Source organism: Candidatus Uhrbacteria bacterium CG10_big_fil_rev_8_21_14_0_10_50_16 (assembly GCA_002774875.1).
GTDB lineage: Bacteria > Patescibacteriota > Patescibacteriia > UBA9934 > UBA11717 > UBA11717.
Genome location: PCYM01000001.1, coordinates 149495 through 174255, shown reverse-complemented (window position 1 = coordinate 174255; position 24761 = coordinate 149495). Strand labels below are relative to the sequence as shown.

Below are 24761 nucleotides of genomic sequence, written 5' to 3'. Positions count from 1 at the left end.
CATTCTATGTCCTTTCTTGATCAATTTTCTGGAAAAGCGTTCTTATGGACCGTTGCGGGACTCCTGTGTTTGGATGTTCTGTCCTTTTTTGTCCTTCATACAGCCGCTGAACCAATCCTATTTAGTCTCTTTGTTGTGTGTGCCATTGGCGTAAGTGTCTGGAAGCCCGAGTGGCTGTTTCCGATTGCCATGGCCGAGATTATTTCTACGTCTAACGGTCACAGCCTCAATGTTGAGCTTGCGGGTATTAGTATTGGTCTTCGTATTGCATTATTTGGCGTGCTCATGGTCGCGACGCTGATTCACTTGTCGCGCACAAGGAGAAACCCCATTCCAGAACGCTATCGTCTCCCTGTAATCCTGCTTGTTGGCTTAATGCTATATGGTGTCATTCGCGGCCTGCTCTCCGGATATGATCTGCGCATTCTGTATCTTGATGCTAACGGATACCTGGCAATTGGCTATCTCTTGGCGGCGTTTGTGTGGGTACAAGACGCGCGTTCTCGCAAGCGACTCATGCAGCTCGCGGGCGCCGGCGTTGTCGTTATTACGTTTAAAACCCTCCTTTTCTTATTCGTATTTGGTCACCTTCACCCAAAAACTCTAAATCCGCTCTACACATGGATTCGTGACACGCGGCTTGGCGAGATTACGCTACAAATGGGAAATGTGTACCGCATTTTCTTACAATCACAATGGTTTCTTGTTCCGGCGCTTTTTGTGTCGGCAAGCTACATGCTCCTTGCAGAAAAAACACGTGAGAACGGCGTGCGTTACGTCCATCTAGTTGTGTTTGCAGCGATCGTCGCGAGTTTGTCTCGCACGTTCTGGCTTGCACTTGCATGTGCAATTCTCCTATTTGTTGTTTATATCGTTTGGCAAAAAGGATGGCGCACCCTCGCGTCTCGTGTCCCAGACCTCGTCATTACAAAGATTGGAGCCGTAGCACTGTTGTGGATAATTATTGCGGTTCCTATTTTTCAGACCACTGGTACAAGCATCTTTGGATCGCTACTGCGATCACGCGCAACCGGCACAGACGACATTGCATTGGACAGTCGTCGCAAGCTTTTAGGACCGCTTCTCACAAGTATCGCGCAAGAGCCCCTCATGGGCCACGGGCTTGGAACGCAAGTTGTCTATGAGACGTCGGATCAACGCTACATTGACGGGCAGGGAACCAATATCGTCTCCTCCTATGTGTTTGAATGGGGCTGGCTTGATTTGCTTGTGAAGTTTGGCTTGTTGGGCACAGGAATCTTGTTGTATGTCTTCTATGCCATCGCCGCAGACCTGTGGCACGCCTCTCGCGAGGACCGTGCACACACTTGGCTCTATATGGCATTGTTCTTCTCTTTTATTGCATTACTAATTGCGCACATGTTCTCTCCCTATTTGAATCACCCAATCGGGTGGGGGATGATCGCTATTATCGTGGCTCTTGTTCCACGCACAAATCCAGCCGCTCGACAACGGACAAAGGACATAAAGGCTATGCCTGTCTTGCGACCAATGAAGCAACTCACCACACGTCATCACTAGTATGTTGTTTGATCTTGTTGAATCTATAATAGAAAAGGTGGACTGGGAAGACGCCTCGATTAATGTCGACATGGCGTGGAGAAAGGTCGACGAGCTATTTGGTACGGACACTTACCCAAATCCGTAATGTTGTATACTAACGATACGCTCAAATACGCACGCTAACCGTAAGATCCGTCTATGTCACGCCGATGGATTTATTGTCGTCACTCCAGAATATAATCACGGATACCCTGGGGAGCTTAAACTCATGATGGATCAAGCCTACGAGGAATATCGTCGTAAACCTGTAGCAGTAGTAGGCGTATCCAATGGACCATTTGGCGGAGCGCGCGTTGCGGATCTTCTGCGGCCAACACTTACCGCCTACAACCTCGTTGTCAGCAACAAAACCGCGTATTTTCCAAATGTAACTCGTGCAATGAAGTTGACAGCAGATAAAGATGGGGAGCGATTGTCCGGCATGATAACAGATGTCGCCTGGTTCTCTCAAGTATTAAAAGACGCACAAAAATAATTTATGAAGCTACAAGAAAAAAAAGAAGAGCTTGCCGCCATTCAGGCAGAAGCTTCAACAAAAATTGCAGGATACGTCCTTGCGTCGTTTGGACTCGTGGCAGGTCTTGCGTGGAATGAGGCGATTAAAGCACTCATTGAGCAAATATTTCCATCACCCTCTGATTCTATTTTGGCAAAATTGATCTACGCAGTCGTGGTGACAATTTTTGTGATTGCCGTCACTATCGTTGTGACACGCATTACACGTCGTAAAAGTTAGTATGAAGCCATTCTTTATTGGAATACTTGCGTTGCTGCTTGTAGGTGCTGGATGTCAGCCAAATCCCAACAAATATGTCAACGAGGCAACTGTATGGGTAGAAACAACAGCGCCTACGTATCTTTTTGACGGACACGATTTGCAACTTAAGGAGGCGATTCAGGGCGGGTGTTCGTCTTGCTGGGATGTGTATTTGGATTTTGAATCCAACAGCGCAGGGTTTGGCGACCGAACAGACCAAGTCTCTGCGCAGGTCATCACCACCCACACTATGCGCATTCGCTTTTTACAAGGGGAGATGATTGAGGCGATCACGGATCAAATCTACGACGAGCAGAACGCAAAAAAATTGGAATCCATTTTTATTACCGAACCTGAAGTGTAAGACCCTTTTGTGTCTTTGCAACATCCGTCCCGAGGGCGGGTGTTTTGCTTTCAAATTGAAGTTCATCTAATACGAGTTGACCGATAGACGTAAGGCCATTTGTGGTTGTGAGCACAATCGCCTCGTCGCGCGTTGCATCTACATGCGCCTTAAGGATTTTGATCCGCTGCCAACCCTTTGGCGTTTCTACCTCCGTCCATGTACCGGGCCAGGGCGTGTAGGCTCGCACCTGACGTTCCGTATACGCAAAACCTCGTTGCCAGTCAATACGTGCATCGTCTCGTGAGAGCATTTTGCAAAACGTGGCTGCCTCGTGATCTTGGTCTTGTGGGGTGAGGATTCCTTGAATCCAGTCGTTTGCAACATCTGGTAATCGTTGCGCACCCTGATTCATGAGTTCTGGCAGCAATTCCTGGGTTGTTTTAGAGTCCACAGGTAGCTCTGACACGTCCAAAATGGGCCCGTGATCCATCTTTGCGTCCATGACCATAATACACACCCCTGTAAGCGTGTCTCCCGCTAAAATGGTCGCAGGCACAGGTGCTGCTCCTCGCCAACGCGGGAGGAGGGAAGGGTGGATATTGAGCGTTCCATACGGCGGTAAGTCGACGATTGATTGCGGCAAAATCTGACCAAACGCCACCACTACGTGCAGGTCGGCAGCAATCTCGGTAAGCTCTGGCTCGATCTCCTTAGCCTTGGTTGGGGTGAGAACACGGATTCCAAGTGTACCGGCAAGCGCATGGATGGGTGATGTTTGAATGGTTGCGCTGCGACCGACAGGTTTTGGTGGCTGCGTAACAACGGCGACAACCTCAAAACGCGCGTCGTCCACCAACGCTTGTAATCCGTAAGTTGATACCTCCGGCGTTCCGAAGTAAACGATTTTAACCATAGGTTATTTGATTTTGAGATAGGTCAATATCGCAATCGCCGCTATGACCAAAGTAAGGACCGCGATCGCAACCGTAAGCTTGAACATTGCTTTGTTTAATTGACTTGATCGCTCATTCGAGGTCGTGAGCTCTTTCAAAATTCCTCGAACTGCAACATTATCAGTTGTTTCTTGTTGTTGACCGAATGACATACCCTAAACAACCACATCCCCACCGTGGGTGAAGGAGGTGACTTTGTCGATAAATAAAATGCCATCCAAATGATCAATTTCATGTTGGAACACCACCGCCATGATATTTTTAAGCTCCAAGGTTACGGGGAGGCCATCGATTGTACGCGCTTTAACTTTTACTTTTTTGTGACGTTCCACCATGCCATAAATCCCAGGCACAGACAAACATCCCTCCTCAAATGATATTTTTGAGAGTGATCTGGAGACAATCTTTGGATTCACAAACACCGTAGGACCCGTGTCGTCCAAATCCACGACAATAATTCGGTCATGAACGCCTACCTGCGGCGAGGCAATGCCAATGCCGTTATCTTCCTTCATGGCCCCTTTCAATTCCTCGCCAAAGGCTACAAGTTCCTCGGTACCAAAACGCGCCTCATCCACGAGGAGAGATTTTTTGCGTAACTCTGGATTTGGGTTAGTGAGAACGGTCATACAAAACATCATTATCTCTTTTACTCCATGCTATCAGGAGAAACGAACATATCGCAAGATGGCGGCCATGTCAACCATTCCGGGATGTACCCGTTTGGTTCAGTTCGCAACACTAACTCTTGCCCAGAACCGGCACCTGCGTGCTGCACACGGTAGGATTCAATTAGTTCGCGCGAGCCTTGATCCTTTGCACGCACCACATGGAAGTCGCCAAAAGGAGGATAGTGCAGAGTTTTTCGCATATGCAGCTCTTCCGATCGAATCACCGTTGTGGGACCTAACATTTCCTCCACTACGTGTGGCTCACGAGCCTGAATCAGACAAGGAGCATGCGCCGACGCCGCAAAGGAGACCAATCGACGTAACTCCCGCGTGGCCTGTTCTAAGGATCGAAACCCACGATAAATAAGATTATGCTCAGGACGCAACACAATAAGTCCCGCCATATGCGGTTCCAAATAATCCCATTGAAACAATAATGTCCGTGTAACGATCACGATTCCATTTGCCGGGATATTCGTCTGTGCGTTGACTACGTGCACAAACTTATCTGGAAATTCTTTGCGAACCAACTGTGCGAGTGCCTCTACACCAACATAAGCGTCATTATCGGCACGTTGTAGTCGATTGTAAAAAATAACGAGAGGGGCATTTGTCGTGTCCGTTGTGCGAATGAGCGTCAAGGCCTCGATGGATAGCAAATAATGGTCCGACAAGCGCGCACCTGTCTGCATATCAACAATCTGTACATCTGGCGTCTTCCAAACATCAAGCGTAACATCTCCGTCCTCCACGCGAGGGAACACGTCTATCTCTACGGTGGCGTTACTATGTGTATCGCGTCTCGTCGCAAGACACCATCGCGCATCATAATGCGGATTTTGATCCCACTGTGCAAAATCATCTTCACCCGACCCTAACATAACAATACGCGTCGACGCGTGCGGGGGAACGAGTGCGCCGGACCGCGTAGAAATAATCAGTCGACAGGTTCCTTCACGCAGAGCGCACCAAGACTCATAGGCCTCCGTCTTAGATTGTTTGGCGAGAAACAATTTACAGTCTTCTGTAACGATTGTACCGACACGCAACACCGCTTCGGCCATGTGAACATCCGGCACCAATACAAAAAGTGGATCCGTCGTTGTTTTTAAAAGTGCGAGCACAAGCCCTAGCCCTACTCGATCGTTTGGCAGGCAAAGACAGGAATGATGAGACTCAGTTACCGTCGTGAGACAGGTCTTGAGAGTCAATGCCTCTTGTGGCGTAATACCAAACGAACCCCTTTCAATCACCGGCCGCGATTTGTGAATAAAGCGTTTGGGTGGCAAAGGGATAGCGGCAAACAAAATACTTGATAGTGATTGATACGTGCGAACGGCAAGGCGTTGATAAAAATGCACGTCTTCTGTGGAGAGAGCAGGGATCGATAAAATTTTTGTTAAAAAAGCCACACGAGAAAACTCGGACACGTCCATGATAGCCGTCACAATACCGATCACGGGCGTATTGCGCAACGGAACCTCAACAAAAGATCCCACGTCCACCGTGAGATCCTCCGGAATTTGATAGTCATAGGGCTCCACGGAGCGCGGAAACCGACGGATTGGTGCGACCTTACAGTACATTCTGGACTATTTTATGTGTGCAACTATTGTGAGGTATCCAACCCCAAGTGGGTGCTCGTAGGCACGCTCTTCAAAACGACATTCGGTTGTATCAAGGATCCCCCAGAACAAGCGAATGGCATCAAGTTCTTGTCCGCCAATTTCCTCCAGTTCTTTTGTTGTTGGTTTTAACAAGGGAAGAGAGTTGCCATCAACCAGCGCGGTTCGAATAGATTCATCAAACATCGCTGCATGCGGATGAACTCCACCAAGGGAAAGCTCCGACAAACGCTGAGAGAGCTCCGCCACCGCCAACACGGCCACACGTTTTGTGCTGTCATCAATCGCACGTCGAATCACCTCGCCTAACCCAACGATCGCACGCGGTTCATCTACCGGAGCCGTGAGCGGCAAAACACGCATGCCCTGGACGTACTCCTTTAACAACACGAGTGGCACGGATGTAGCATGGTCGAGTGTCTCGTTTGTGGTCATTGTGGAGTGGTAATCCGAATGGCGAACGGCGCGTTGGATCTTGTCGGCAAGGCGCATGTCTGGCGGAAAAATAACATCGTCCCGCAGGTCGCCAAACTCCTTTAAACTTGCAACGTTTGGGTCATGCAATGCGATACCAAGCGCCCGCTCATAGCGTTCACCATGAATCGTTAATAAAACAAGGGTGTCGATATTGAGTGCCATTAGATCCTCTCCAACTGACTTAATGGCATGAATCGTATCCTTCAAAACATCCGTTTGACTTTGTTTTAACCCCTCAATGGCAAAGGGTGGGTGGGGAATAATGGCTGCGTAATTCAACATACTACTGCGTAATACTAAGTAACATTCCCGGCGCATGTACCTCTACGGAAGCGGGTGTTGTTCGAATAATATGTTCCCACTTGTAGCCAAGCCCCAAGAACGTGTCCTCACTAATGATTGGTCGGCGCTTGCCGTCTGAGATCACATATACCGTTGGGTTACCGTCTACCATCACCAGTGTGCCATCGGGAAATGTAATAGCCGCGCCCTCCGAATAACTTGCAAGTTCCTCAATCGTTGATGGACGTACACGCCAGCTCGCATAGCGTGCTTTAAGGATATCCTCGGATACAATGGCATGACGGACACCGTTCAATACATAGAAAAGGGATTTTGTTTCCGGATGTTGTAACACGGCCCCTTGCGGATACGCCGTGTCGTAAGAGATAGATGTGCCCATTTGATAATCCGCAAGGTCCGCCTCCTGTGCGTCAATTACTTCCTCTGGTGCATAGCCAAATCGCGCAATATCGCTCAGTGAGATAAACCGTCGTTTTGAATCATTAACGAGCAAATAGACATCACCCGTTTCAACACGCACCAGTGAGTAATTTGGGAACGCAATTGCCTTACCTTCCTCGTACGCCAAAATCGTACCGTGATCCACCTCGATCACGGAGGCCGGATCGTAAAACGACGCTAAAATGGCCTGACTTGCAATGTGTCGACGTCGGCCGAACTTAATCAACCATATTGATCCATCCTGAATATCTCGCAACAGTGTACCGGACGGATAATCCGCCGTATCAAACCACGTGTTCCAAATCCGCCAAAAGTTTTGGTTTCCCTCAATATGAGGCGTATAGGTATAGAGAGCCGCAGTGGCGTTGTTGACCGGAGTGACTGTGCGACCGTCGATTGTTGTCTCACGGCCAGGTGCTAATCGTGTCTGTGTTTCGCCGAGCTCCTCCAACGCAGGTAAATACCCTAGTCGAAACTGTTGCGCCATACTGTCTACTTGCTTTGCAAATCCCTTGTAGCGAGAGACACCGCTCGCATTTACATTACACGCGTCACACACGGCATACCCTGTAGCCCAATCGTATTGACCTTGTTTCGGCGTGGGATCCGTCACAAGTGATTGCTCCTTTTGCAGCATGACGAGCAAAAAGCGTGGATTCAACAAAAATTCTTGTGACACGCGATAAATAATATCTGACGCGCGTTTAGAAACGCCGTCCAAATCTTGGGCGACATAGCTTCCAAGCGCACCACGTTTGTCTACTAAAAATGCTTGCACGGCGTCTAACGACATAACACTCTTATTGGTCATGTCACGATCGGAAATAATAAAATTGGGATCAAACTCGGCTGCAGACACGCTTAATACAGGCGTGAGCAGGATCGCACATAAGACCCCGAGTGTTCTAAAAGATTTCTTCTCTTTGGATTGGCTCATGGCGTTATTCTACCAGATATCAAATTTGCAAGAAAGAACGAACGTTTATTGACAAGTGGGAGGAAATCGCATACGTTAGGGCAGAAGGAGGTGCGCATGCCACCAACGTCAGTAATTCGGATATGGGATGGGAACGGACGTCAGCTCATGTTGTGCATGGACAAGCCGGGAGAGGTCTCTCTGGCCCGCGATTTCCGATCGGACTGTATTGATCCGCTCACGGTCCAGGGTCGGCTCACGGCGCAGCTAGGGATGCTGGCTTACGGGCCAGAACAGCACGGCACTCGCAAGTTCTTCAAGGACGCCGCGGGGCAGTGGACGGCGTTCCGGGACACGTTCAAGCTGCCGGACGACGGAACCCTGAACGACTGGTACAAGAACGTCCACAGGATCATCCTGGAATTCGTGCGTGGCGAGATTGATCTACTGGGGCTTTTTGCACAACTCAAAGCTCTTGGAGAGGTGATCGGCCTCACCATGAAGCTGGAAGTACACGACCTGCGCTGAGCCTCTGCTCGGCGCACAATTTTTTTCTCCACGTTTGGGTGTATACTGCCCCTACTATGACATTCAACGATTATCAAACAACAGCGCGCACAACGGCCATTTACCCTGATTTAGGATCAAATTACGTCTACCCAACCCTCGGCCTCGTAGGAGAAGCGGGTGAGGTGGCAGAAAAGGTAAAAAAAATCCTCAGAGGCGGGGAAGAGATGACGGACGAACAGCAACAAGAAATCGTAAAGGAACTGGGAGACGTCCTTTGGTACATTTCTAACCTAGCCACGGAGCTCAACATAACATTAGACGAACTCGCCGACCGTAATTTACAAAAACTTCTCTCCCGCAAAGATCGCGGCGTCTTGCATGGAAACGGAGATAATCGATAGCAAAAGAAGGCTCTCAGGCCTTCTTTTTTGTTACCGTGAATGATAGTGCGTTGGTTTTAACGTCTATTTTAATAGTGTGATCTTCTTCTACCTCCTGATTGATAATCATCATAGAGAGGGGGTTTAGGATCTGGTCTTGAATCACGCGTTTGAGCGGACGTGCACCGTAGAGCGGGTCATAACCTGCATCCGCCAAATAAGTCTTTGCCTTATCGCTCACTTCCAACGTCAGCCCCTGTAACTCTACACGTTCTGCGACGCGCGCAACCTGCAGATCCACGATTTTACGAATCTCCTTTTTCCCGAGTGAGTGGAAAATAATAATGTCGTCGATTCGGTTGAGAAATTCTGGTCGGAACTGCTGTTTTATAAGGTGCATGATTTTTTCGTGCAATTCCGTGTCCTGACGTGACGTTGCCGTATCTGCCACTGTGTCGCTCTCTCCGTTAAAGCCAATCGTGCTACGCGTACCGGAATCGAGAATAATGTCTGATCCAATGTTGGACGTCATGACAATCACGGTGTTTTTGAAGTTGATCTTTCGCCCCTTGGTGTCCGTTACATGCCCATCATCCAAAATTTGCAACATGATATTAAAAACGTCCGGATGAGCTTTCTCAATCTCATCAAACAGCACAACAGAGTAGGGGTGTCGACGAATTTTCTCCGTGAGCTGACCAGATTCATCATGTCCAACATACCCTGGAGGCGATCCAATCATCTTAGAGATGGAGTGCTTCTCCATGTACTCCGACATGTCTACGCGTACAATGCTCGACTCGTCGTCAAACATAAACTCGGCAAGCGCCTTAGCCAGCTCCGTTTTTCCAACACCCGTCGGCCCCAAAAAGATAAAACTTCCAATAGGCCTATTTTCCTCGGAGATTCCCGCACGGGATCGTCGCAATGCGTTAGAGACTGCATGCACCGCCTCACCCTGACCAATCACACGATGTGCCAGGTTATCCTCCATGTTGGAGAGCTTTTCCATTTCGCTTTTGAGCATTTTTGATACAGGTACGCCCGTCCAGTTTGACACAACGCGTGCAACATCTTCCTCTGTTACTTCCTCTTTAAGCAGCCCGCGCTCTGTTTGCAATAGCTTAAGACGCTCCTGGTGCTCATACATTTCTTTCTCAAGTTCCGGAATGCGACCATAGCGAATCTCGGCCACTTTTTGCAAATCGCCTCGACGTTCCTCAATCTCCGCCTCGGCGCGCAATGCATCGATACGCTTAGACAAATCACGAATAGATGTAATCTGATCCTTCTCCGCCGTCCAACGCAATTCAAGTTCATTCACACTTTCCGCAAGCTCGTTGATCTCTTTATCCACAATCCCGAGCCGTTCCTTGGCTTTTTTATCACTCTCCAACTCCAATGCCGCCTTCTCAATCTCCAAACGCTTCATGTCATTTTTGAGTGTATTCAACTCCTCCGGCATGCTGTCGATATCCATACGAAGAGCAGAACCTGCCTCGTCGATCAAATCAACAGCTTTATCTGGCAAAAATCGATCTGTAATATAGCGCTGCGACAAATCAACCGCCGACACGATCGCCGCGTCTGTAATACGAATTCCATGATGGAGCTCATACTTATCCTTAATACCACGCAAAATAGCAATCGCATCTTCACGATCCGGTTCCTCTACCATGATTGGCTGGAATCGACGCTCAAGTGCTGGGTCTTTCTCGATGTATTTTTGATACTCCTTCAGCGTTGTTGCACCAACCGCCTTAAGTTGGCCGCGTGCGAGTGCGGGTTTGAGAATATTTGCAGCGTCTAATCCACCACCTTCGCCAGAGGCGCCAGCACCCACAAGAGTATGTAGCTCATCGACAAACAAAATATACTTGCCGGACGCGTCGTCAATTTCTCGGATAATCGACTTTAATCGATCTTCAAACTCTCCTCGATACTTGGTTCCCGCAACAAGTGCGCCAATGTCTAAACTGATCAATTCCTTCCCTGCAAGGCTTTCTGGAACATCGTTTGCAATAATGCGTTGTGCGAGTGCCTCTACGATGGCCGTTTTTCCGGTTCCTGCTTCTCCAATGAGCACCGGATTATTTTTGATACGACGTGACAATACCTGCATAACGCGTCGAATCTCTTCATCGCGGCCAATCACGGGATCTAATTTTTCCTCCCGAGCAAGATCCGTGAGGTTGATGGTATATTTTTCTAGCGCATCTACACCCGCCTCTGCGTCTGGCGAATCAATCTTCGTGGTTCCACGCAGCGCTTTTAATGTTTCAAAAACAGACGCGTCCGTCACCCCTTGCGCCGTCAAAATACGACCAACCGCTTTACTTGACGCAATCAACCCAAGAAAGAGATGCTCGGTAGAAATATAGGCGTCGCCAAATTCTCGGGCCGCCTGTTCTGCGTTTTGAAACGTACGTGCAAGCGCTTCCGCCAAAAATACCTGGCCTTGGGGCGCGTGTGGTGCTGTAACACGGGGAAGGGCCTTAAGCTCTCGCTCAATGTCTGCGCGGATAAGTGATAAATCGCATCCGAGTTTTTGCAACAACGATACAACAACGCTATCACCGTTAGAAACAAGCGCATAAAACAAATGCAACGGCTCCAATTGCTGTTGTCCTTGTTCCACGGCAAACGCATGCGCACGTTGAATCGCTTCCTGGGATTTTGTTGTGAAATTATTTGGTAGCATGGCGTGTAATTAGCACTCTCAATTCTAGACTGCTAGTCTGGTTTCGTCAAGCATTCGTGTGGACAAATCGTCCCTTTTGCGGCTACTATGGAGATAATCACTTCTGCTTATGGCTCGACTATTCCTAGCCCTCAACATCGGGGAGTCTGCAATTCCATCTTTTCGGGTTATTCAAGAAACGCTTAGGCGAGCAATACGAGACGAACGCGTGTGTTGGGTACCAGAACAGCAATTCCACATCACGCTTCAATATCTCGGAGACGTAAGTGAAGATTCTACAACGCAACTCGTACAGGCCTTGCAAATGTTACAGCTACCTCCGATCTCATTTACAACGTGGTCATTGGAGCTCCTGCCGCACACAAACACACCATTCTCTCTCACAATGAGACTTGCCGATCTTACGTCTGCCGCGTTTCAAACCTACACAGCGCTTTCTTTTGTTTTAAACGATCTTAGCCTGTCCGCAGTAGTCCGGCCTTGGAGACCCCACATCACACTTGCTCGCATGCGCTCCGAAACACGTCCATTCGCACTTGATCTTAAAACCATCCACAGCCCACAATTCACCTTTTGGGCGCATTCTCTCACGTTATTTGAATCCATCCCTGGTCCTGAGGTAAGATACGTCCCTCTTGCAACGATAGACCTTCAGCAATCATGAACACAGCACAGATAGATTTTTTCGATATACCTATTGATCGCCTCACACAACGGACGCTCGAATTGCGTTTGTCACAAGCACTCGACGAGCTAGGACAAGTACTCATCGCTACACCAAACCCAGAGATGTTGCTCGCAGCCCATCAGGACGAGGACATTGCTCGTATTCTTCGTCGAATGCATATGCGCATCCCAGATGGATTTGGTCTGTCACTATTATCTCGTCTCACGGGGCAGGGGACATTGCGACGTTTTCCGGGAGTAGACGTATTGCTTGATATTTGTCGGCTCGCAGGTCAGCGAAACATGCATCTCCTTATTATTGGCGGTTGGGGAGAAGACTCCGCACGCGCAAGTACGATCCTAGAAACAGCGTTTCCAGGGCTACGCGTCTCTTCCTTGAGCGATATGCGTATTCACTGGGACTTGGACGAGTGGAATCAACCAGGCGACTTACTGTCTCGTGTTCAACAACTCGCTCCAGACGTACTCGCAATCGCCCTTGGTGGAGCCGGATATTCGCGACAGGAACGATGGATCGTAGACCACGCGCCACAGTTTCCCTCCGTACGTGTCGCAATCGGTGTAGGCGGTGCTGTCGACATGATTTCCGGCCGTATAATGCGAGCACCAATTTGGATGCGTGCGATTGGTTTAGAGTGGCTTTGGCGCGTTTTGCGACAACCTAGCCGTATTCATCGAATTTACGACGCAGTTATCCGCTTTCCAATCGCTGCTATTTTGGATAGACTTACAGCGACCAGGGGCGATCGCTAGGCCCATGTTTAATTGTATTTGACTCGTTGAAACCCTATGAAAGAACGTACACGCTTCGCTCCAAGCCCAACGGGTCTCTTGCATATTGGTGGTGTTCGTACCGCTCTGTATGCCTACTTTCTTGCAAAACAGTCAGGAGGGGATTTTTTATTACGTATTGAGGACACAGATCAAGCGCGTTCTGTGGAAAATGGTGTTGAGAATATCATCGATACCCTACATAGGCTTGGTCTTGACCCCGACGAAGGCGTCTACCGACAAGGGAGTTCTCTTTCCGAACGTGGGGACTTTGGACCGTACGTACAATCCAAACGTCTTACTATTTACGCAAAATACGCGCAGCAACTCATCGCGGACGGTCATGCCTATCGTTGCTTCTGTGATCGTGATCGACTTGATGCCATGCGAAAAGAACAGCAAGCGAATAAAGAGCAGCCTAAGTATGATCGGCACTGTCTCCATGCATCCGATGCAGAGATCGAGCAGCACCTTAAGGTTAATACGCCTCACGTTATCCGACTCCACGTTCCGGAAGGGAAAACAGTGATTCACGACATTATTCGTGGTGATGTTACGTTCGACCACAAGGAAATAGACGATCAAGTGCTCCTAAAAACCGACGGGTTTCCAACGTATCACCTGGCCGTTGTTGTCGATGATCACCTTATGGAGATTACGACCGTTATTCGTGGTGAGGAATGGCTTTCTTCAACACCCAAACATCTTATGCTCTATACGATGTTGGGTTGGGAGGCGCCTCGTTTTGCGCATGTACCACTCTTATTAAATGCTGATCGCTCAAAGTTGAGCAAACGACAAGGAGATGTTGGCGCGGAACAGTATCTAGAGAAGGGCTACCTGGCAGAAACGCTCGTGAACTTTATTGCAACACTTGGATTTAATCCAACAGGGGATAGAGAGATCTATTCCTTAAAAGAGCTTATTGACTCGTTCGACCTTAAAAAGGTGAATAAGGGCGGGGCAGTTGTAAACTTCGAGAAACTTGATTGGATGAACAAGCAGTATCTTCAACAAATGAGTGGGGAAGGGCTCGCTGCGCACCTGCAGGATTTTGGTCTCGTCCTGGAACCTCAACAATACCGTTTTGCTGAGATAGAAAAAACACGCGCAGTAACACTTGTCGATCTCGTTGAGCGCGTGCGCGACCTTCTTCTTCCTCCAGATTACGAAGCCGCTCTATTGGTCTGGAAGGATTCTGACGCACAGGACGCCACCGAGATGCTTAAAGCAGCTATTGGCTATGTGAGATCATACGGGGATGTGCATATCCTTTCTGAATTTGAACTTTCTATGAAGGAATGGATTAAGGCACAAGATTTACAAACTGGCGCAATCTTGTGGCCAATGCGTATTGCGTTGTCCGGTAATAAGGTTTCCCCAAGTCCATTTGAACTCGTTTATGCCCTTGGGGCAGAGGAGTCCCTACGCCGTATGGAGATGGCCATTGTCTTACTACAAGGTTCTCGCTAACTATGCAGCAAGCGAATCTTTTCCAACGTTACGTCGTTTTCCCGATTCTTCTTGCGCTTTTTGCGACAAGTGCGTTTGTGGTAAGCGTCTCCGCAACAACAGTCGATCAACTCTCGACGGACATTGAGAACAAGCAAGCAGAAATTGACGGTATCCGCAATAAGATTGATCAGTTTCAGGATAAGATCGTTAAGGCTGAGCAACAACAAAAAAGCCTTTCAAACGAGCTCTCCATTTTAGAAAACCGCGTCAAAAAGACACAGCTCGACATTCAATCTGCGCAACTTTCGATCGACAAGGTAGAACTAGAGATCAACAAAACACGAGAGGAGATTGTAAGTGCGGAACAGCAAATCACAGAGGCACGCACAATGATCGGTATTGTCCTCAAAGAACTTTATCAGGTAGACGACGCAGGTCCTATTGAAGTTCTTTTTGGCCATGATGTATTTTCGGAGTTCTTTGATCAAGTACAATACCTAGAAACATTGCAAGAGGATCTATCCCTTACACTAGAACGCGTAAAGACGTTGAGTGCACAGTTGTCCGCACAACAAGAACAGCAAACGGAGCAAAAAGAGCGACTTGTCTCTATGCGGGAGGAATTACAAAAGACAAAACTACACCTAGAACAAGAGAAGGCCGCAAAGGATTCACTCCTAGCTGCTGCGGAGAATTCAGAGGCACAGTTTGGTGTGCTGCTTCGTGAGCTCAGTGAGGAGCGCCAATATATTCAGACACAAATTTTCCGATTGCAGGAGGAGGTTAATCGCAAAATTGACGAGGGAGATGAGCAAGCACAAGAGCTTATTGGACCGACAATTTTGTCCTGGCCCGTTACAGGCCCCGTCATCACGGCAACGTTTCACGACCCAACATATCCGTTCCGTCATCTCTTTGAGCATTCCGGACTCGACATGGCCGTTCCATACGGAACACAGCTACGAGCCGCCGCACCAGGATACGTCGCCTGGGCGCTCACAGGACGCAGCTATGGAAACTACATTATGATTATCCACGCTAACGGCGTGGCCACGCTCTACGCACATTTGTCGCAAATGGACGTAAGAGCCGATCAGTTTGTTGAGCGAGGCCAACCAATTGGTAAAACCGGTGGAATTCCAGGAACCCCTGGTGCAGGACTTTCAACGGGAGCACATCTACACTTTGAGGTTCGGGAGAATGGTATTCCCGTAAACCCTTATGAATATCTTATTAATCAATAAGTTCGTTTGTTTTAACGCTTAAAATTGACCTGTGTTGATTTGAGGGGTAGTAAGGCACGTTAATTTTTCTTTTGTAGTGACACGGGGCTTCAGATAACACAGGGGGAGAGAATATACGGTTCGATAGGGTATCAAAGCACTCATTCGAACAAGATCCCTTTAAACACAAGGAATCTGGATAGAAGACAGGCGAGGTGCAGCACCTCCTTGCGTGACGAAGCAGTTTGTTCTATGTGTCGCGCAATATACCTTTTACGACTCATGGGAGATTCGACTACGTATTCCTTGGTAGTCAATCTATATATACGTTAATGCTTCTATTGATTGCTTTCTTTTTAATACGTCCTACAGATTGTTATTATTGTATCCGATTAACGCGTTTCCATGCGCTGATGCATGTTCACATTGTACAGATAGCCAATTGTGACACGATAAAACATCCTCTCACAAATCTATGAAAATCAAAATTGACCTGTGTTGATTTGAGACGTCCCGGACTACCTTGAAAATATTTGCAGTTAAAATAAAAATATCTCCGTAGCGGAAATTCCTATTTGTATTTAGCAACTTCCCATATCTTAACGGTAAGTATGTGGCGATCTCATTCTGTGTAGTCCTCTACCCTCGCTCCCCTCCCTTGTACTTTGTGTCGTAAAATGTAGCAGACGGATTTGTCTAAAACAAAACGACCATGTGTTTATGGTCGTTTCTCTCTCAATTATGGCAGCCTACTTTTTACCGTGACACCCCGTAAATACCGCGTACACTCCAGAGACTCCAACAAGGATGTAAACGATCGTTTCTACAACCTCACTGAATGAGAAAATCCAGTTAACAAGGTTAAATCCAAAGCCTCCAACAAGACCCCAGTTAATAGCTCCAACGATGATTAATACCCAGGCGACCATCTGGATTCCTCCAGAATTCTTGCAACAACCCTTCATACATGTTTGTTTATGATTTATGTATGATTTTATTCTATATCAATTACCCAGTTCGTAGTAGACGCTATGTGGAAAAGTCTGACCGAGATCTCGTACACGATACTTGCGATTTGTGCATAATTTACCTCCGGTAGCGAAAAGCTGTACGACTCTCCTGGAATATCCACAATACCAAATGCTTTCTCTACAGGCACCTTATAGGATTGTAGAACCTTAAGAGGTTCCTCGCCTGGGTCAGAAAGTGTAAAGATTGTTTGTGTCTGCTGACCAAGATCAACCGTAATTGTATTCCCGTCAGGATCTGAAATACGGACAAACCGCTTCCCACGTATTCTGGCCTCCTGAATAGCTCTTGGCAATGTTGTTCCTTCTATCTCTGTAATGTGGTCAGGGAGAAATCCTTCTGCTTGTTGCTCCGGGATGCCCTGTTTAAACCAAGAGGCGAGGAGCAACACGATAATAACGAGGCCAATGAGAGCAAGTACGGATTTGAGTTTCATAGAAATTTAATGATAGAAGAGTCTATTGGTAAATCGTAGGTCAATATACGAAAGTTCTGCAATGTCCACAAGCCGTCTATCGATCAATGCCGTCAGTTTCTCGATCTGTGTATCGATGCCTTTTTCAATATTTGTATAGAGGACCACACCCGATTCCGTTTCCACATCTACCCTCCCCTCCTCATCTACAATCGTCGCAGATTTTGGCGAGAGCATTGTTTTTTCCTCCAACACATCAAACAAGGTAACAATATTCTCAAGCCATGCTGGAGCAATGATCGGCTGACCCTCCAAAATAGCGACTCCCCTCTCGTCGGTAATAACAGGGACTGTTGCCCCCGATGCGATTTCTAAAACGATACGAGCACGCTCAAGATCGTCCACCTGCTCCAACAACATACCAAATCGGTCTACTGCATAAAGCTTATCCTCCTTTAACAGATAAAATGTACGAATTTTCTCATTCACGCGTACCACAAGTTCACGTTTTTCTCGTTCTATTTGCACTGTATTTAACGGAAGCTCCGCAAGCAGCACGGACTCCAAGCCCGCGATCCCTACAAAATATTTATTTCTCCTCGGAAGAACAAAGAAGTGTTTTTTCTGTAGCCACTCGTTAGACCGTATCGAGATGGCGCTCTCAATGTCTGGAGACGCTCCCTCAACGCGTACCGTGCGAATATCAAAGAATGGACCATATACAAGACCTAGAAAAACGACGATCCCTACAATGCTAATAGAAATACGTACAAACATTGTGCGCGTAGGCCCCACTGGTTTCTGGCGAAAATAAGGATTTACTCGCCGTTGTCGTCGTTGCATGAAAGCCATAAGCACGAACTTACGGGTCAACTAGGACCCAAGGGACTGACTACAACCGAGAGGTAATAACCTCTTGTCCACCCATATAGGGCCGCAGAACTTCTGGAATTTTAATAGTTCCGTCCTCTTGTTGATTATTCTCCAAAATTGCAATCAATATTCGACCAATGGCAAAGGCCGTTCCATTAAGCGCATGGACAAACTGTGTCTTCCCATCTTTCTTAACACGTGTCTGAAGACGCCGCGTTTGAAAATCCGTTGTGTTAGAAGTGGAATGTGTTTCTCGGTATGCGCCCTGTGCTGGCATCCATGTCTCAATATCATACGTACGAGCAGAAGGTGTGCCAGTGTCCATCGCACAGAGCTTCATGACACGGTACGGCAAACCAAGACCATTCATAAGTCGTGTTTGCATAGAGAGCAAAAACTCATGTTCCTGATCAGAATTTTCTGGGTCCGCGTAGGAAAACATCTCGATCTTATCAAATTGATGCACGCGCAAAATTCCGCGCACATCTTTTCCATAGCTACCCGCCTCTCTCCGGTAACAAGGAGAGTAACCTACGTATCGCATAGGTAACTTTTCTGCCGCAAGGATTTCCCCGCTATGCATTGGCCCCACCGATTGTTCAGACGTTCCAATAAGAACGAGGTCATCATTCTTTAGATGATAGATCTCGTCTTCCCCACCATGACTTAGATAACCCATAGCATCCATCATTTCCGTCTTGATCATGTGCGGAGTCAGCGCTGGCACAAATTGTTCCTTTACTAACGTATCCATTGCATAGTTCAAGAGCGCAAACTGCATGCGAGCCCCATCTCCTAGCAAATAGACAAAACGCGCGCCGGACACTTTTGCCGCTCGTTCTACGTCAATAATACCAAGAGCCTCCCCAAGCTCCAGGTGATCTTTTGGTGTAAAGGTAAACGTCGTTGGTTCACTAACGGTTTGTACGAGTTCATTTGCTGATTCATCTGTACCATCTGGAACATCGTCACGCAAAATATTTGGGTATTGCTTGAGCTCTTGCGCTAACGCTGTTTCAATCTCTTTTAGTTGAACCTCCTGTTCTTTTACGTGTGTTCGAATCTGTTTTCCTTTTTCAATCAGTGTCGGTTTATCTTGATCCGCTGCAAAGGGAATCCTGGCTGCAATTTCATTCCCTTCTTGACGTAGTGCTTCAACTCGACCCATTTCTTCTACACGCTGGCTAATGAGTCCCTGTGCGATAGAGATATCAATACGCGCACCTCGGCGCGCGTTATTGGCCTCCACAACATCTCCATGCTCCTGAAGAAACTTTAAATCGATCATAGGACAGACATTTCTTCATCCTGCATTTGCTCTACAATACGCGTCGTATTAAATAAATGTGGCATATACGCGGAAGCATAGGTGCAAGAAATATTATGCAGTTCCTGATCCTCCATCCATGAGGTTAAATTATCCTTGAGCTCGTCTTGGTCATAACCGAGAAGAACCGCATCTGGTTCGTGCTCTGTAAGAACTCCATAGCTACCGAGCTCTTCATCTCCTGCAACCGCAAGTGTTACTTCTGATTCACAACTAATCGCTTCCAGACGGTCATCCAACTGATTAATAGGGAGACGTCCTTTTAACTCAAGAACATGCTCATCTCGTGAGACAACCACAATTACTTCCTCTCCCATTTCCGCCGCTTGTTGCAAAAGATGACGATGTCCATCGTGCACAATATCGAAGGTTCCGAACACCATGACGCGCTTCATAGTCTGTTTTTGTTACGATTCAACCCCCAACATTCTTGGGGCTACTAAACTCTTTAATAGGCATTTTGTCAAGTAACCAGGGTCTCGTGCCTAAATTTTGCACACCTCCTTAGTACGACGCTAGCGTACGAAACTTTGAGAGGTTCGTCAAGGCCTCTCCACAAGTCTAATGAATCGCCTTAACGGTGTATTGTGCATGGCCTGCAGGTGTCTCCACAACAACAACTTCTCCTACACGCGCACCGATAAATGCCTCTCCCATGGGAGACTCATTACTGATCTTTCCCTCCAATGGGTTTGCTTCGTTGCTTCCAACAATTTGGAAGGTCATTTCCTTTTGATCGCGTTCCACAAGGAATGTGACACCTAAATCAATAACAGATCCACCGGACTGTTGCTGGATAATCACGGCATTTTTAATCATGTCCTCGAGAATGATAATGCGCTTTTCATTTGTTGCTTGTCGATCTTTTGCATCATGATATTCAAAATTCTCGGAGAGATCCCCGAGGGACTTTGCGTATTCTAACGTTACGGCGATTTCTTTACGCCCAGCCGTTTTGCGTTCTTGAAGTTCTTGAATCAACTCATCAAGCTTCTCCTGACTCATGTAATGTGTATCTGTCATACTATTCTTTGTAAAACCACCAATCAAAAATATCATAAGCGAGCGGAACGGCAACAGCGGATCCCTCCCCTCCTTCTTCGATCAGAATAGTCACGACTAATTCTGGATCATCGTAGGGAGCAAACCCCGTAAACCATGCATGGTTTTCTTTTGTGCTGTGCCATTGCGCCGTTCCCGTTTTTCCTGCAACAGGAATAGGCAACCCATTCAACCTCCTTCCGGAACCCTGAGTAACCGTTTGTCTCAGCCCTTCACGCACAATCGCAATCGCCTCCGGACTTGCCGTCTCTGAGTTTATAATACGTGGAGCAATGTCCTGTATCTTTCCCTGAGATTCATAGCGATCAACAACCTGTGGTTCAAACAATGTACCTCCGTTTGCAAACACCGTTGTAAACGCAGCAACTTGAAGTGGCGTGACTAAAATATCTCCTTGTCCAATAGAAACGTGATACGTGTCTCCAATATACCACGGCTCCTGTTTTACTTCATTCTTCCAAGCGGCACTTGGAAGAAATCCAGAAGCTTCGTGCGGAACATCAATCCCTAAAGGCTGACCGAGACCAAATGCCGCCGCGGAAGTCATCATCCGATCGAGCCCCAATCCCTCAAAGTCGAGGTACCCACCACCAATCATATAAAAGAACGTATTGACCGAGTCTGCGATCGCTTTGCGTACGTCGACAATGCCGTGTCCGCCCGCCTTCCAGTCGGGGAAAAAGAATTGTCCGATTCTGATTCCACCCGTACTAAGGACTGTTGTGTGTTCTGTGATCACGCCTGCGTCCAAAGCTGCGGCCGCGACGATAGGCTTAAATGTTGATCCTGAAGGAAACTGACCAGAAAGCGCACGCGAGAAGAGCGGTCGTGCAGGATCCTCAAGAAGTGCACGATACTGGTCTTGGTCAATTTTGTCCATAAAAAGATTGCTGTCAAAACCTGGATAGGACACAAGCGCACGAATACCTCCATCGCGAGGATCCATGACAACCACGGAAGCGTTGCGAATCCCCTGCTCATTTTCCAACTGGGCCAGGTGGGCCTCAATCATGGCCTGTAGGCCTGCGTCGATATGGAGCGTAAGTGTTGCGCCGTCAACAGCATCCCGTTTTTCCAATATCGATTGTGGGTGACCAACCGCATCTACCTCTACTCGGCGCGTCCCCGGAAACCCTCGTAAAACTTGCTCATACGACTCCTCGATCCCAATCTTTCCAATGAGCTCATTTTTTTGATAGCCAGATTGCCTATACTCGGCATACTCATCCTCATTCATTGACCCTGTATATCCAAGAAGCGCAGAAAGTGTCTGCGATTGTACGTCGACATCATACCGTCTTACACCCGCCTCGACGCGCAAATACTCATAAGCTTCAGGAGAAGCGAGGACTTCTAACGCCGCAGCCGTTGGCATATTATGCGTCACAAGCAGCTCATCGCTCAAACCGTCGCTTGAAAGCAGTTGATCATGTAGCTCGTGAACATCCTCATTAAGCAATAGGGCCATCTGGTCAATAGCTGCCAGATATTTATCCGAGTCATCCAATACATCACGCTTGATCCACAAAGAAAATGCGGGAATATTATTGACCAACACAGTTCCTGATCGATCCAAAATTCTCCCCCGATCCGCCGGAATGACCTCGTCCCGGATACGGTTTCCCTCGGCCTGTGCATAAAAGCTATTTCCATGCCAGATTTGTAATTGTGCTGCCTGACCAAGCAATAGCGCAAAAAGAACCGCCATGGTAATGCCCGCCCACTTCCACCGTGTTTCTGTGATCGACGTTCCGATAAAATCAGCTTCGGAACGATTTCTATAGGTGTGTCCCAACGTATCCTCAAAATCAATATCCTCCTGCAGCGCAGGAATAACGCCGAGACCATCCATCGGCTGTATGGAGAATGGAGATTGCTGATTCATGTGTAAAAACGTATTGAGCGGCTCAAGTATTTGCTTGCCCGAGGGACAACCAGTAGGAGAAGACCGGACAAAATCATCGCTATAGAGGCCTCCGTGAGAATCATACCAAATCCAAATGAAGAAGAAACGCCCGTCACGCGACGAAGCAATTCTGCACAGGCAAGCCAGACTAACGACGTACTTCCTCCCAGAATCATGACAGAATAGAGCGAGCTATGCGAGATATGCTGCTGCACAATATAGATCAAAACCCCCCCAATAAGGGCCCCAATGACCGTTTCCCCCACTGGATGCATAGATTGCAGGTCCGCCGCGAATCCAACACCAACAAACCAAAGTAGACCAAGATCTGCATGCAGCGTAAAAACAAAAAACACACCAATAGAAAGGCAGAGCGGTATCAATGACCATGGGAGCGGTAACGCATGAATCGCCCCATACTCAAGTGCAAGGCAAACTAGGAGAAAAATGAAATGACCAAAATACCGCATCATAGTGGGGACTGCAGAATTCCCACGACACGTGTTTGTCGCAACTGTGCCAACGGCTCTATATAGAGAGTGAGAAACGGCGCATTCTGATCTTCCTCAATCACGTTTACCAGTCCAATGACAATCCCCGCAGGGACAGACGGATCGACCCCTGACGTGACAACAATGTCATTTACACGAACGTCCGTGTCTTGTGCTACGTAAGCCATACGAACAACAGGACCATAGCCCCCTTCAACTACACCAACGGTTTGCTGTGTGCTCACCATGCGGCCTCCCACAACAACCGAAGGGTCTGTTAATCGCACAACACGCGCCGTGTGCGCAAAGACTTCCCCAACGAGGCCGTAGAAGGCCCCCTCCCCAGTAATAACAGCTTGTTGTGTCTGTACGCCGTCCAAGGCACCTTTGTCTATCAAGACGCTGTCTGAATCACTCGCCGAAGATCGCACGCGAACGCGTGCCGCAAGCACAACCTCTGATGCATCCTTGGAATACCCTAGTAGTGCAAGCGCCTGATCCCGTTCCTGTTGTGCCAATTCCCATTGAGATGCGGTCTTTGCGAGTTGCAGCACCTGTGTCTCTCGCTCTTGTAGCTCCGCGATCAATTCCTTACGTGATGCAAAAATCACTTCCCCATGCCCCCCAACCGTATCTGCGACAACGGTAAACGGAGACTCTAACCAGCTCAAAAATCGCCCACTCGACCCTCGTACAATATTCGTCCGAGCCAAGATCGCAAGCACAAGGGCGACGGCCGCGATAAAAATAAGGCGTACACCCCATTCCACCGAGGTTGACCTCATATTTTTGAAAGAAAGGAACGTCTATCATCTGTTGCCGAAGGCAGTGCAAGATCGCGAAGCAACGCAGGATTATCGAGAAGCGCACCCGTTCCACGCGCAACACACGCTAACGGGTCGTCGGCAATGCGAACAGGAATCTGAATTTCTTTAGCGATCGCTTCATCAAGGTTTGTGAGTAATGCGCCACCACCTACAAGGATAAGACCACGTTCATAAATATCTGCCACCAACTCTGGGGGCGTCACCTCAAGCGTTGCCTTAATATTATCGATGATAAATTTAATGGATCGACTCATTGCCTCTCGGATTTGCGTGTCATTCACGACAATCTCACGAGGTAACCCCGATATGAGATCACGACCTCGCATAGGAATAACCAACGGCTCACTGAGCGTTGCGGCAGATCCTATTTTAATCTTAATCTCTTCTGCCACTTTGTCGCCAATCAAAAGGTTAAACGTGTCACGGGCGTATTGCACAATATTTTTGTTCAATTCCTCTCCTGCTATTGTCAATGATTTCCACGTCACGACACCGCCCAAGGAAACAGCCGCAATCTCCGTGGTACCCCCGCCTAAATCAACAAGCATACTTCCAACGGATTCCATAACAGGCAGACGTCCACCAATTGCCGCCGCCATGGGTGCCTCTACCAAAAACACTTCACGTGCACCCGCAGACAAAACCGCATCCTCAACAGCTTTTCGTTCCACCTCCGTTATTTCTAACGGAACACCCACCACAACACGTGGGCGGGGAACAAACGTAAATGTTTCCGAATGAACCACATCAATAAAATGTTTAAGCATCTTCTCCGTAACCTCGAAATCAGAAATAACCCCTTTTACAAGAGGGCGCACCGTGGAGATATGTGGTGGCGTTTTATCGATCATGTTACGAGCATCGCGACCAACGGCCAAAATCTGACCGGTACGCGAGTTCATCGCCACAACCGAAGGCTCATTAATAACAATTCCCTTTTCCTGGGAATAGACAAGCGTATTGGTCGTGCCAAGATCAATCCCTAAATCCTTTGAAAATTTTCCAAGAAGTTGCTTAAACATGAGATACGA

Annotated in this window: 27 protein-coding genes; 10 read left to right on the top strand and 17 right to left on the bottom strand. The window is 47.9% G+C overall.

Annotated features, from left to right (window positions below; translation table 11 throughout):
• The first annotated feature begins 6 nt into the window (after positions 1-6).
• The 4 genes from COV06_00945 (at position 7) to COV06_00930 (ending at position 2705) form a co-directional block, all read left to right on the top strand.
• Positions 7-1542 carry a hypothetical protein gene (locus COV06_00945; protein PIR47952.1) on the top strand — a complete coding sequence of 512 codons (1536 nt, stop codon included), beginning with the start codon at positions 7-9 and terminating at the stop codon, positions 1540-1542.
• Between the two features lie 133 nt (positions 1543-1675).
• The gene (locus tag COV06_00940; GenBank protein PIR47951.1) at positions 1676-2059 is read left to right on the top strand and encodes a hypothetical protein; all 384 of its coding nucleotides are present in this window, start codon (positions 1676-1678) and stop codon (positions 2057-2059) included.
• A 39-nt stretch (positions 2060-2098) separates the two neighbouring features.
• Positions 2099-2320, top strand: a complete 222-nt coding sequence (locus COV06_00935) for a hypothetical protein (protein PIR48100.1) — start codon at positions 2099-2101, stop codon at positions 2318-2320.
• A 1-nt stretch (position 2321) separates the two neighbouring features.
• On the top strand, positions 2322-2705 hold the full coding sequence (locus COV06_00930) for a hypothetical protein (GenBank protein ID PIR47950.1): 384 nt from the start codon (positions 2322-2324) through the stop codon (positions 2703-2705).
• On the opposite strand, the gene COV06_00925 is transcribed toward COV06_00930, so the two are convergent.
• Genes COV06_00925 through COV06_00900 form a run of 6 tightly spaced genes read right to left on the bottom strand, consistent with a single transcriptional unit; the run spans position 2686 to position 8094 of the window.
• Positions 2686-3600 carry a methionyl-tRNA formyltransferase gene (locus COV06_00925; protein PIR47949.1) on the bottom strand — a complete coding sequence of 305 codons (915 nt, stop codon included), beginning with the start codon at positions 3598-3600 and terminating at the stop codon, positions 2686-2688. The two genes, COV06_00930 and COV06_00925, sit on opposite strands and share 20 nt — an antisense overlap.
• 3 nt (positions 3601-3603) lie before the next feature.
• Complete coding sequence (locus COV06_00920; GenBank protein PIR47948.1) at positions 3604-3792, bottom strand: hypothetical protein; 189 nt, start codon at positions 3790-3792, stop codon at positions 3604-3606.
• A 3-nt stretch (positions 3793-3795) separates the two neighbouring features.
• Positions 3796-4281: a peptide deformylase gene (gene def, locus COV06_00915; GenBank protein PIR47947.1), complete on the bottom strand. Its 486-nt coding sequence runs from the start codon at positions 4279-4281 to the stop codon at positions 3796-3798.
• A gap of 8 nt (positions 4282-4289) precedes the next feature.
• Positions 4290-5897: a hypothetical protein gene (locus COV06_00910; GenBank protein ID PIR47946.1), complete on the bottom strand. Its 1608-nt coding sequence runs from the start codon at positions 5895-5897 to the stop codon at positions 4290-4292.
• Between the two features lie 6 nt (positions 5898-5903).
• Positions 5904-6731 carry a hypothetical protein gene (locus COV06_00905; GenBank protein PIR47945.1) on the bottom strand — a complete coding sequence of 276 codons (828 nt, stop codon included), beginning with the start codon at positions 6729-6731 and terminating at the stop codon, positions 5904-5906.
• Positions 6697-8094 carry a hypothetical protein gene (locus COV06_00900; GenBank protein ID PIR47944.1) on the bottom strand — a complete coding sequence of 466 codons (1398 nt, stop codon included), beginning with the start codon at positions 8092-8094 and terminating at the stop codon, positions 6697-6699. Before COV06_00900 ends, COV06_00905 begins: the two co-directional genes overlap by 35 nt.
• A gap of 96 nt (positions 8095-8190) precedes the next feature.
• On the opposite strand from COV06_00900, the gene COV06_00895 reads away from it, so the two are divergent.
• Both COV06_00895 and COV06_00890 read left to right on the top strand, forming a co-directional pair.
• The gene (locus tag COV06_00895; protein PIR47943.1) at positions 8191-8601 is read left to right on the top strand and encodes a hypothetical protein; all 411 of its coding nucleotides are present in this window, start codon (positions 8191-8193) and stop codon (positions 8599-8601) included.
• Positions 8602-8657: 56 nt separating this feature from the next.
• A complete protein-coding gene (locus tag COV06_00890; GenBank protein ID PIR47942.1) occupies positions 8658-8984 on the top strand; it encodes a hypothetical protein in 327 nt (108 codons plus the stop codon).
• Positions 8985-8997: 13 nt separating this feature from the next.
• On the opposite strand, the gene COV06_00885 is transcribed toward COV06_00890, so the two are convergent.
• The gene (locus tag COV06_00885; protein PIR47941.1) at positions 8998-11664 is read right to left on the bottom strand and encodes a type VI secretion system ATPase TssH; all 2667 of its coding nucleotides are present in this window, start codon (positions 11662-11664) and stop codon (positions 8998-9000) included.
• Between the two features lie 109 nt (positions 11665-11773).
• Between COV06_00885 and COV06_00880 the strand changes: the two genes are divergently transcribed.
• The 4 genes from COV06_00880 to COV06_00865 are packed head-to-tail and all read left to right on the top strand — an operon-like array spanning position 11774 to position 15821.
• Positions 11774-12328, top strand: coding sequence for an RNA 2',3'-cyclic phosphodiesterase (locus tag COV06_00880; GenBank protein ID PIR47940.1), 555 nt, complete (start codon positions 11774-11776; stop codon positions 12326-12328).
• Positions 12325-13104 (top strand): hypothetical protein, encoded by a 780-nt coding sequence (locus COV06_00875; GenBank protein ID PIR47939.1) that lies wholly within the window; start codon positions 12325-12327, stop codon positions 13102-13104. Before COV06_00880 ends, COV06_00875 begins: the two co-directional genes overlap by 4 nt.
• A gap of 36 nt (positions 13105-13140) precedes the next feature.
• Positions 13141-14595: a glutamate--tRNA ligase gene (locus tag COV06_00870; protein PIR47938.1), complete on the top strand. Its 1455-nt coding sequence runs from the start codon at positions 13141-13143 to the stop codon at positions 14593-14595.
• A gap of 2 nt (positions 14596-14597) precedes the next feature.
• Positions 14598-15821, top strand: a complete 1224-nt coding sequence (locus COV06_00865) for a hypothetical protein (protein ID PIR47937.1) — start codon at positions 14598-14600, stop codon at positions 15819-15821.
• A gap of 728 nt (positions 15822-16549) precedes the next feature.
• On the opposite strand, the gene COV06_00860 is transcribed toward COV06_00865, so the two are convergent.
• The 10 genes from COV06_00860 to COV06_00815 all read right to left on the bottom strand — a co-directional run bounded on the left by COV06_00860 (position 16550) and on the right by COV06_00815 (position 24752).
• Positions 16550-16729, bottom strand: a complete 180-nt coding sequence (locus tag COV06_00860) for a DUF378 domain-containing protein (protein PIR47936.1) — start codon at positions 16727-16729, stop codon at positions 16550-16552.
• 65 nt (positions 16730-16794) lie between these two features.
• Positions 16795-17265 carry a hypothetical protein gene (locus tag COV06_00855; protein PIR47935.1) on the bottom strand — a complete coding sequence of 157 codons (471 nt, stop codon included), beginning with the start codon at positions 17263-17265 and terminating at the stop codon, positions 16795-16797.
• Positions 17266-17271: 6 nt separating this feature from the next.
• Complete coding sequence (locus tag COV06_00850) at positions 17272-18021, bottom strand: hypothetical protein (GenBank protein ID PIR47934.1); 750 nt, start codon at positions 18019-18021, stop codon at positions 17272-17274.
• 115 nt (positions 18022-18136) lie between these two features.
• Positions 18137-19402: a serine--tRNA ligase gene (locus COV06_00845; GenBank protein PIR48099.1), complete on the bottom strand. Its 1266-nt coding sequence runs from the start codon at positions 19400-19402 to the stop codon at positions 18137-18139.
• Complete coding sequence (locus COV06_00840; GenBank protein PIR47933.1) at positions 19402-19839, bottom strand: hypothetical protein; 438 nt, start codon at positions 19837-19839, stop codon at positions 19402-19404. The genes COV06_00845 and COV06_00840 overlap by 1 nt, the downstream gene beginning before the upstream one ends.
• 166 nt (positions 19840-20005) lie before the next feature.
• On the bottom strand, positions 20006-20467 hold the full coding sequence (locus tag COV06_00835; GenBank protein ID PIR47932.1) for a transcription elongation factor GreA: 462 nt from the start codon (positions 20465-20467) through the stop codon (positions 20006-20008).
• A 1-nt stretch (position 20468) separates the two neighbouring features.
• Positions 20469-22391 (bottom strand): penicillin-binding protein 2, encoded by a 1923-nt coding sequence (gene mrdA / locus COV06_00830; GenBank protein PIR47931.1) that lies wholly within the window; start codon positions 22389-22391, stop codon positions 20469-20471.
• Complete coding sequence (locus COV06_00825) at positions 22388-22885, bottom strand: hypothetical protein (protein PIR47930.1); 498 nt, start codon at positions 22883-22885, stop codon at positions 22388-22390. The genes mrdA and COV06_00825 overlap by 4 nt, the downstream gene beginning before the upstream one ends.
• Positions 22882-23688, bottom strand: coding sequence for a hypothetical protein (locus COV06_00820; protein PIR47929.1), 807 nt, complete (start codon positions 23686-23688; stop codon positions 22882-22884). The genes COV06_00825 and COV06_00820 overlap by 4 nt, the downstream gene beginning before the upstream one ends.
• Entirely contained in the window at positions 23685-24752 is a 1068-nt protein-coding gene (locus COV06_00815; protein PIR47928.1) for a rod shape-determining protein, read from the bottom strand. Before COV06_00815 ends, COV06_00820 begins: the two co-directional genes overlap by 4 nt.
• Positions 24753-24761 lie beyond the last annotated feature (9 nt).

Bases quoted from the DNA above. Each gene is read 5' to 3' on its own strand.
- COV06_00945 (PIR47952.1), top strand. From the start codon at position 7: ATGTCCTTTCTTGATCAATTTTCTGGAAAAGCGTTCTTATGGACCGTT.
- COV06_00930 (PIR47950.1), top strand. From the start codon at position 2,322: ATGAAGCCATTCTTTATTGGAATACTTGCGTTGCTGCTTGTAGGTGCT.
- COV06_00925 (PIR47949.1), bottom strand. From the start codon at position 3,600: ATGGTTAAAATCGTTTACTTCGGAACGCCGGAGGTATCAACTTACGGA.
- COV06_00920 (PIR47948.1), bottom strand. From the start codon at position 3,792: ATGTCATTCGGTCAACAACAAGAAACAACTGATAATGTTGCAGTTCGA.
- def (PIR47947.1), bottom strand. From the start codon at position 4,281: ATGATGTTTTGTATGACCGTTCTCACTAACCCAAATCCAGAGTTACGC.
- COV06_00910 (PIR47946.1), bottom strand. From the start codon at position 5,897: ATGTACTGTAAGGTCGCACCAATCCGTCGGTTTCCGCGCTCCGTGGAG.
- COV06_00905 (PIR47945.1), bottom strand. From the start codon at position 6,731: ATGCGCCGGGAATGTTACTTAGTATTACGCAGTAGTATGTTGAATTAC.
- COV06_00900 (PIR47944.1), bottom strand. From the start codon at position 8,094: ATGAGCCAATCCAAAGAGAAGAAATCTTTTAGAACACTCGGGGTCTTA.
- COV06_00895 (PIR47943.1), top strand. From the start codon at position 8,191: ATGCCACCAACGTCAGTAATTCGGATATGGGATGGGAACGGACGTCAG.
- COV06_00890 (PIR47942.1), top strand. From the start codon at position 8,658: ATGACATTCAACGATTATCAAACAACAGCGCGCACAACGGCCATTTAC.
- COV06_00885 (PIR47941.1), bottom strand. From the start codon at position 11,664: ATGCTACCAAATAATTTCACAACAAAATCCCAGGAAGCGATTCAACGT.
- COV06_00880 (PIR47940.1), top strand. From the start codon at position 11,774: ATGGCTCGACTATTCCTAGCCCTCAACATCGGGGAGTCTGCAATTCCA.
- COV06_00875 (PIR47939.1), top strand. From the start codon at position 12,325: ATGAACACAGCACAGATAGATTTTTTCGATATACCTATTGATCGCCTC.
- COV06_00870 (PIR47938.1), top strand. From the start codon at position 13,141: ATGAAAGAACGTACACGCTTCGCTCCAAGCCCAACGGGTCTCTTGCAT.
- COV06_00865 (PIR47937.1), top strand. From the start codon at position 14,598: ATGCAGCAAGCGAATCTTTTCCAACGTTACGTCGTTTTCCCGATTCTT.
- COV06_00860 (PIR47936.1), bottom strand. From the start codon at position 16,729: ATGGTCGCCTGGGTATTAATCATCGTTGGAGCTATTAACTGGGGTCTT.
- COV06_00855 (PIR47935.1), bottom strand. From the start codon at position 17,265: ATGAAACTCAAATCCGTACTTGCTCTCATTGGCCTCGTTATTATCGTG.
- COV06_00850 (PIR47934.1), bottom strand. From the start codon at position 18,021: ATGTTTGTACGTATTTCTATTAGCATTGTAGGGATCGTCGTTTTTCTA.
- COV06_00840 (PIR47933.1), bottom strand. From the start codon at position 19,839: ATGAAGCGCGTCATGGTGTTCGGAACCTTCGATATTGTGCACGATGGA.
- COV06_00835 (PIR47932.1), bottom strand. From the start codon at position 20,467: ATGACAGATACACATTACATGAGTCAGGAGAAGCTTGATGAGTTGATT.
- mrdA (PIR47931.1), bottom strand. From the start codon at position 22,391: ATGAATCAGCAATCTCCATTCTCCATACAGCCGATGGATGGTCTCGGC.
- COV06_00825 (PIR47930.1), bottom strand. From the start codon at position 22,885: ATGATGCGGTATTTTGGTCATTTCATTTTTCTCCTAGTTTGCCTTGCA.
- COV06_00820 (PIR47929.1), bottom strand. From the start codon at position 23,688: ATGAGGTCAACCTCGGTGGAATGGGGTGTACGCCTTATTTTTATCGCG.
- COV06_00815 (PIR47928.1), bottom strand. From the start codon at position 24,752: ATGTTTAAGCAACTTCTTGGAAAATTTTCAAAGGATTTAGGGATTGAT.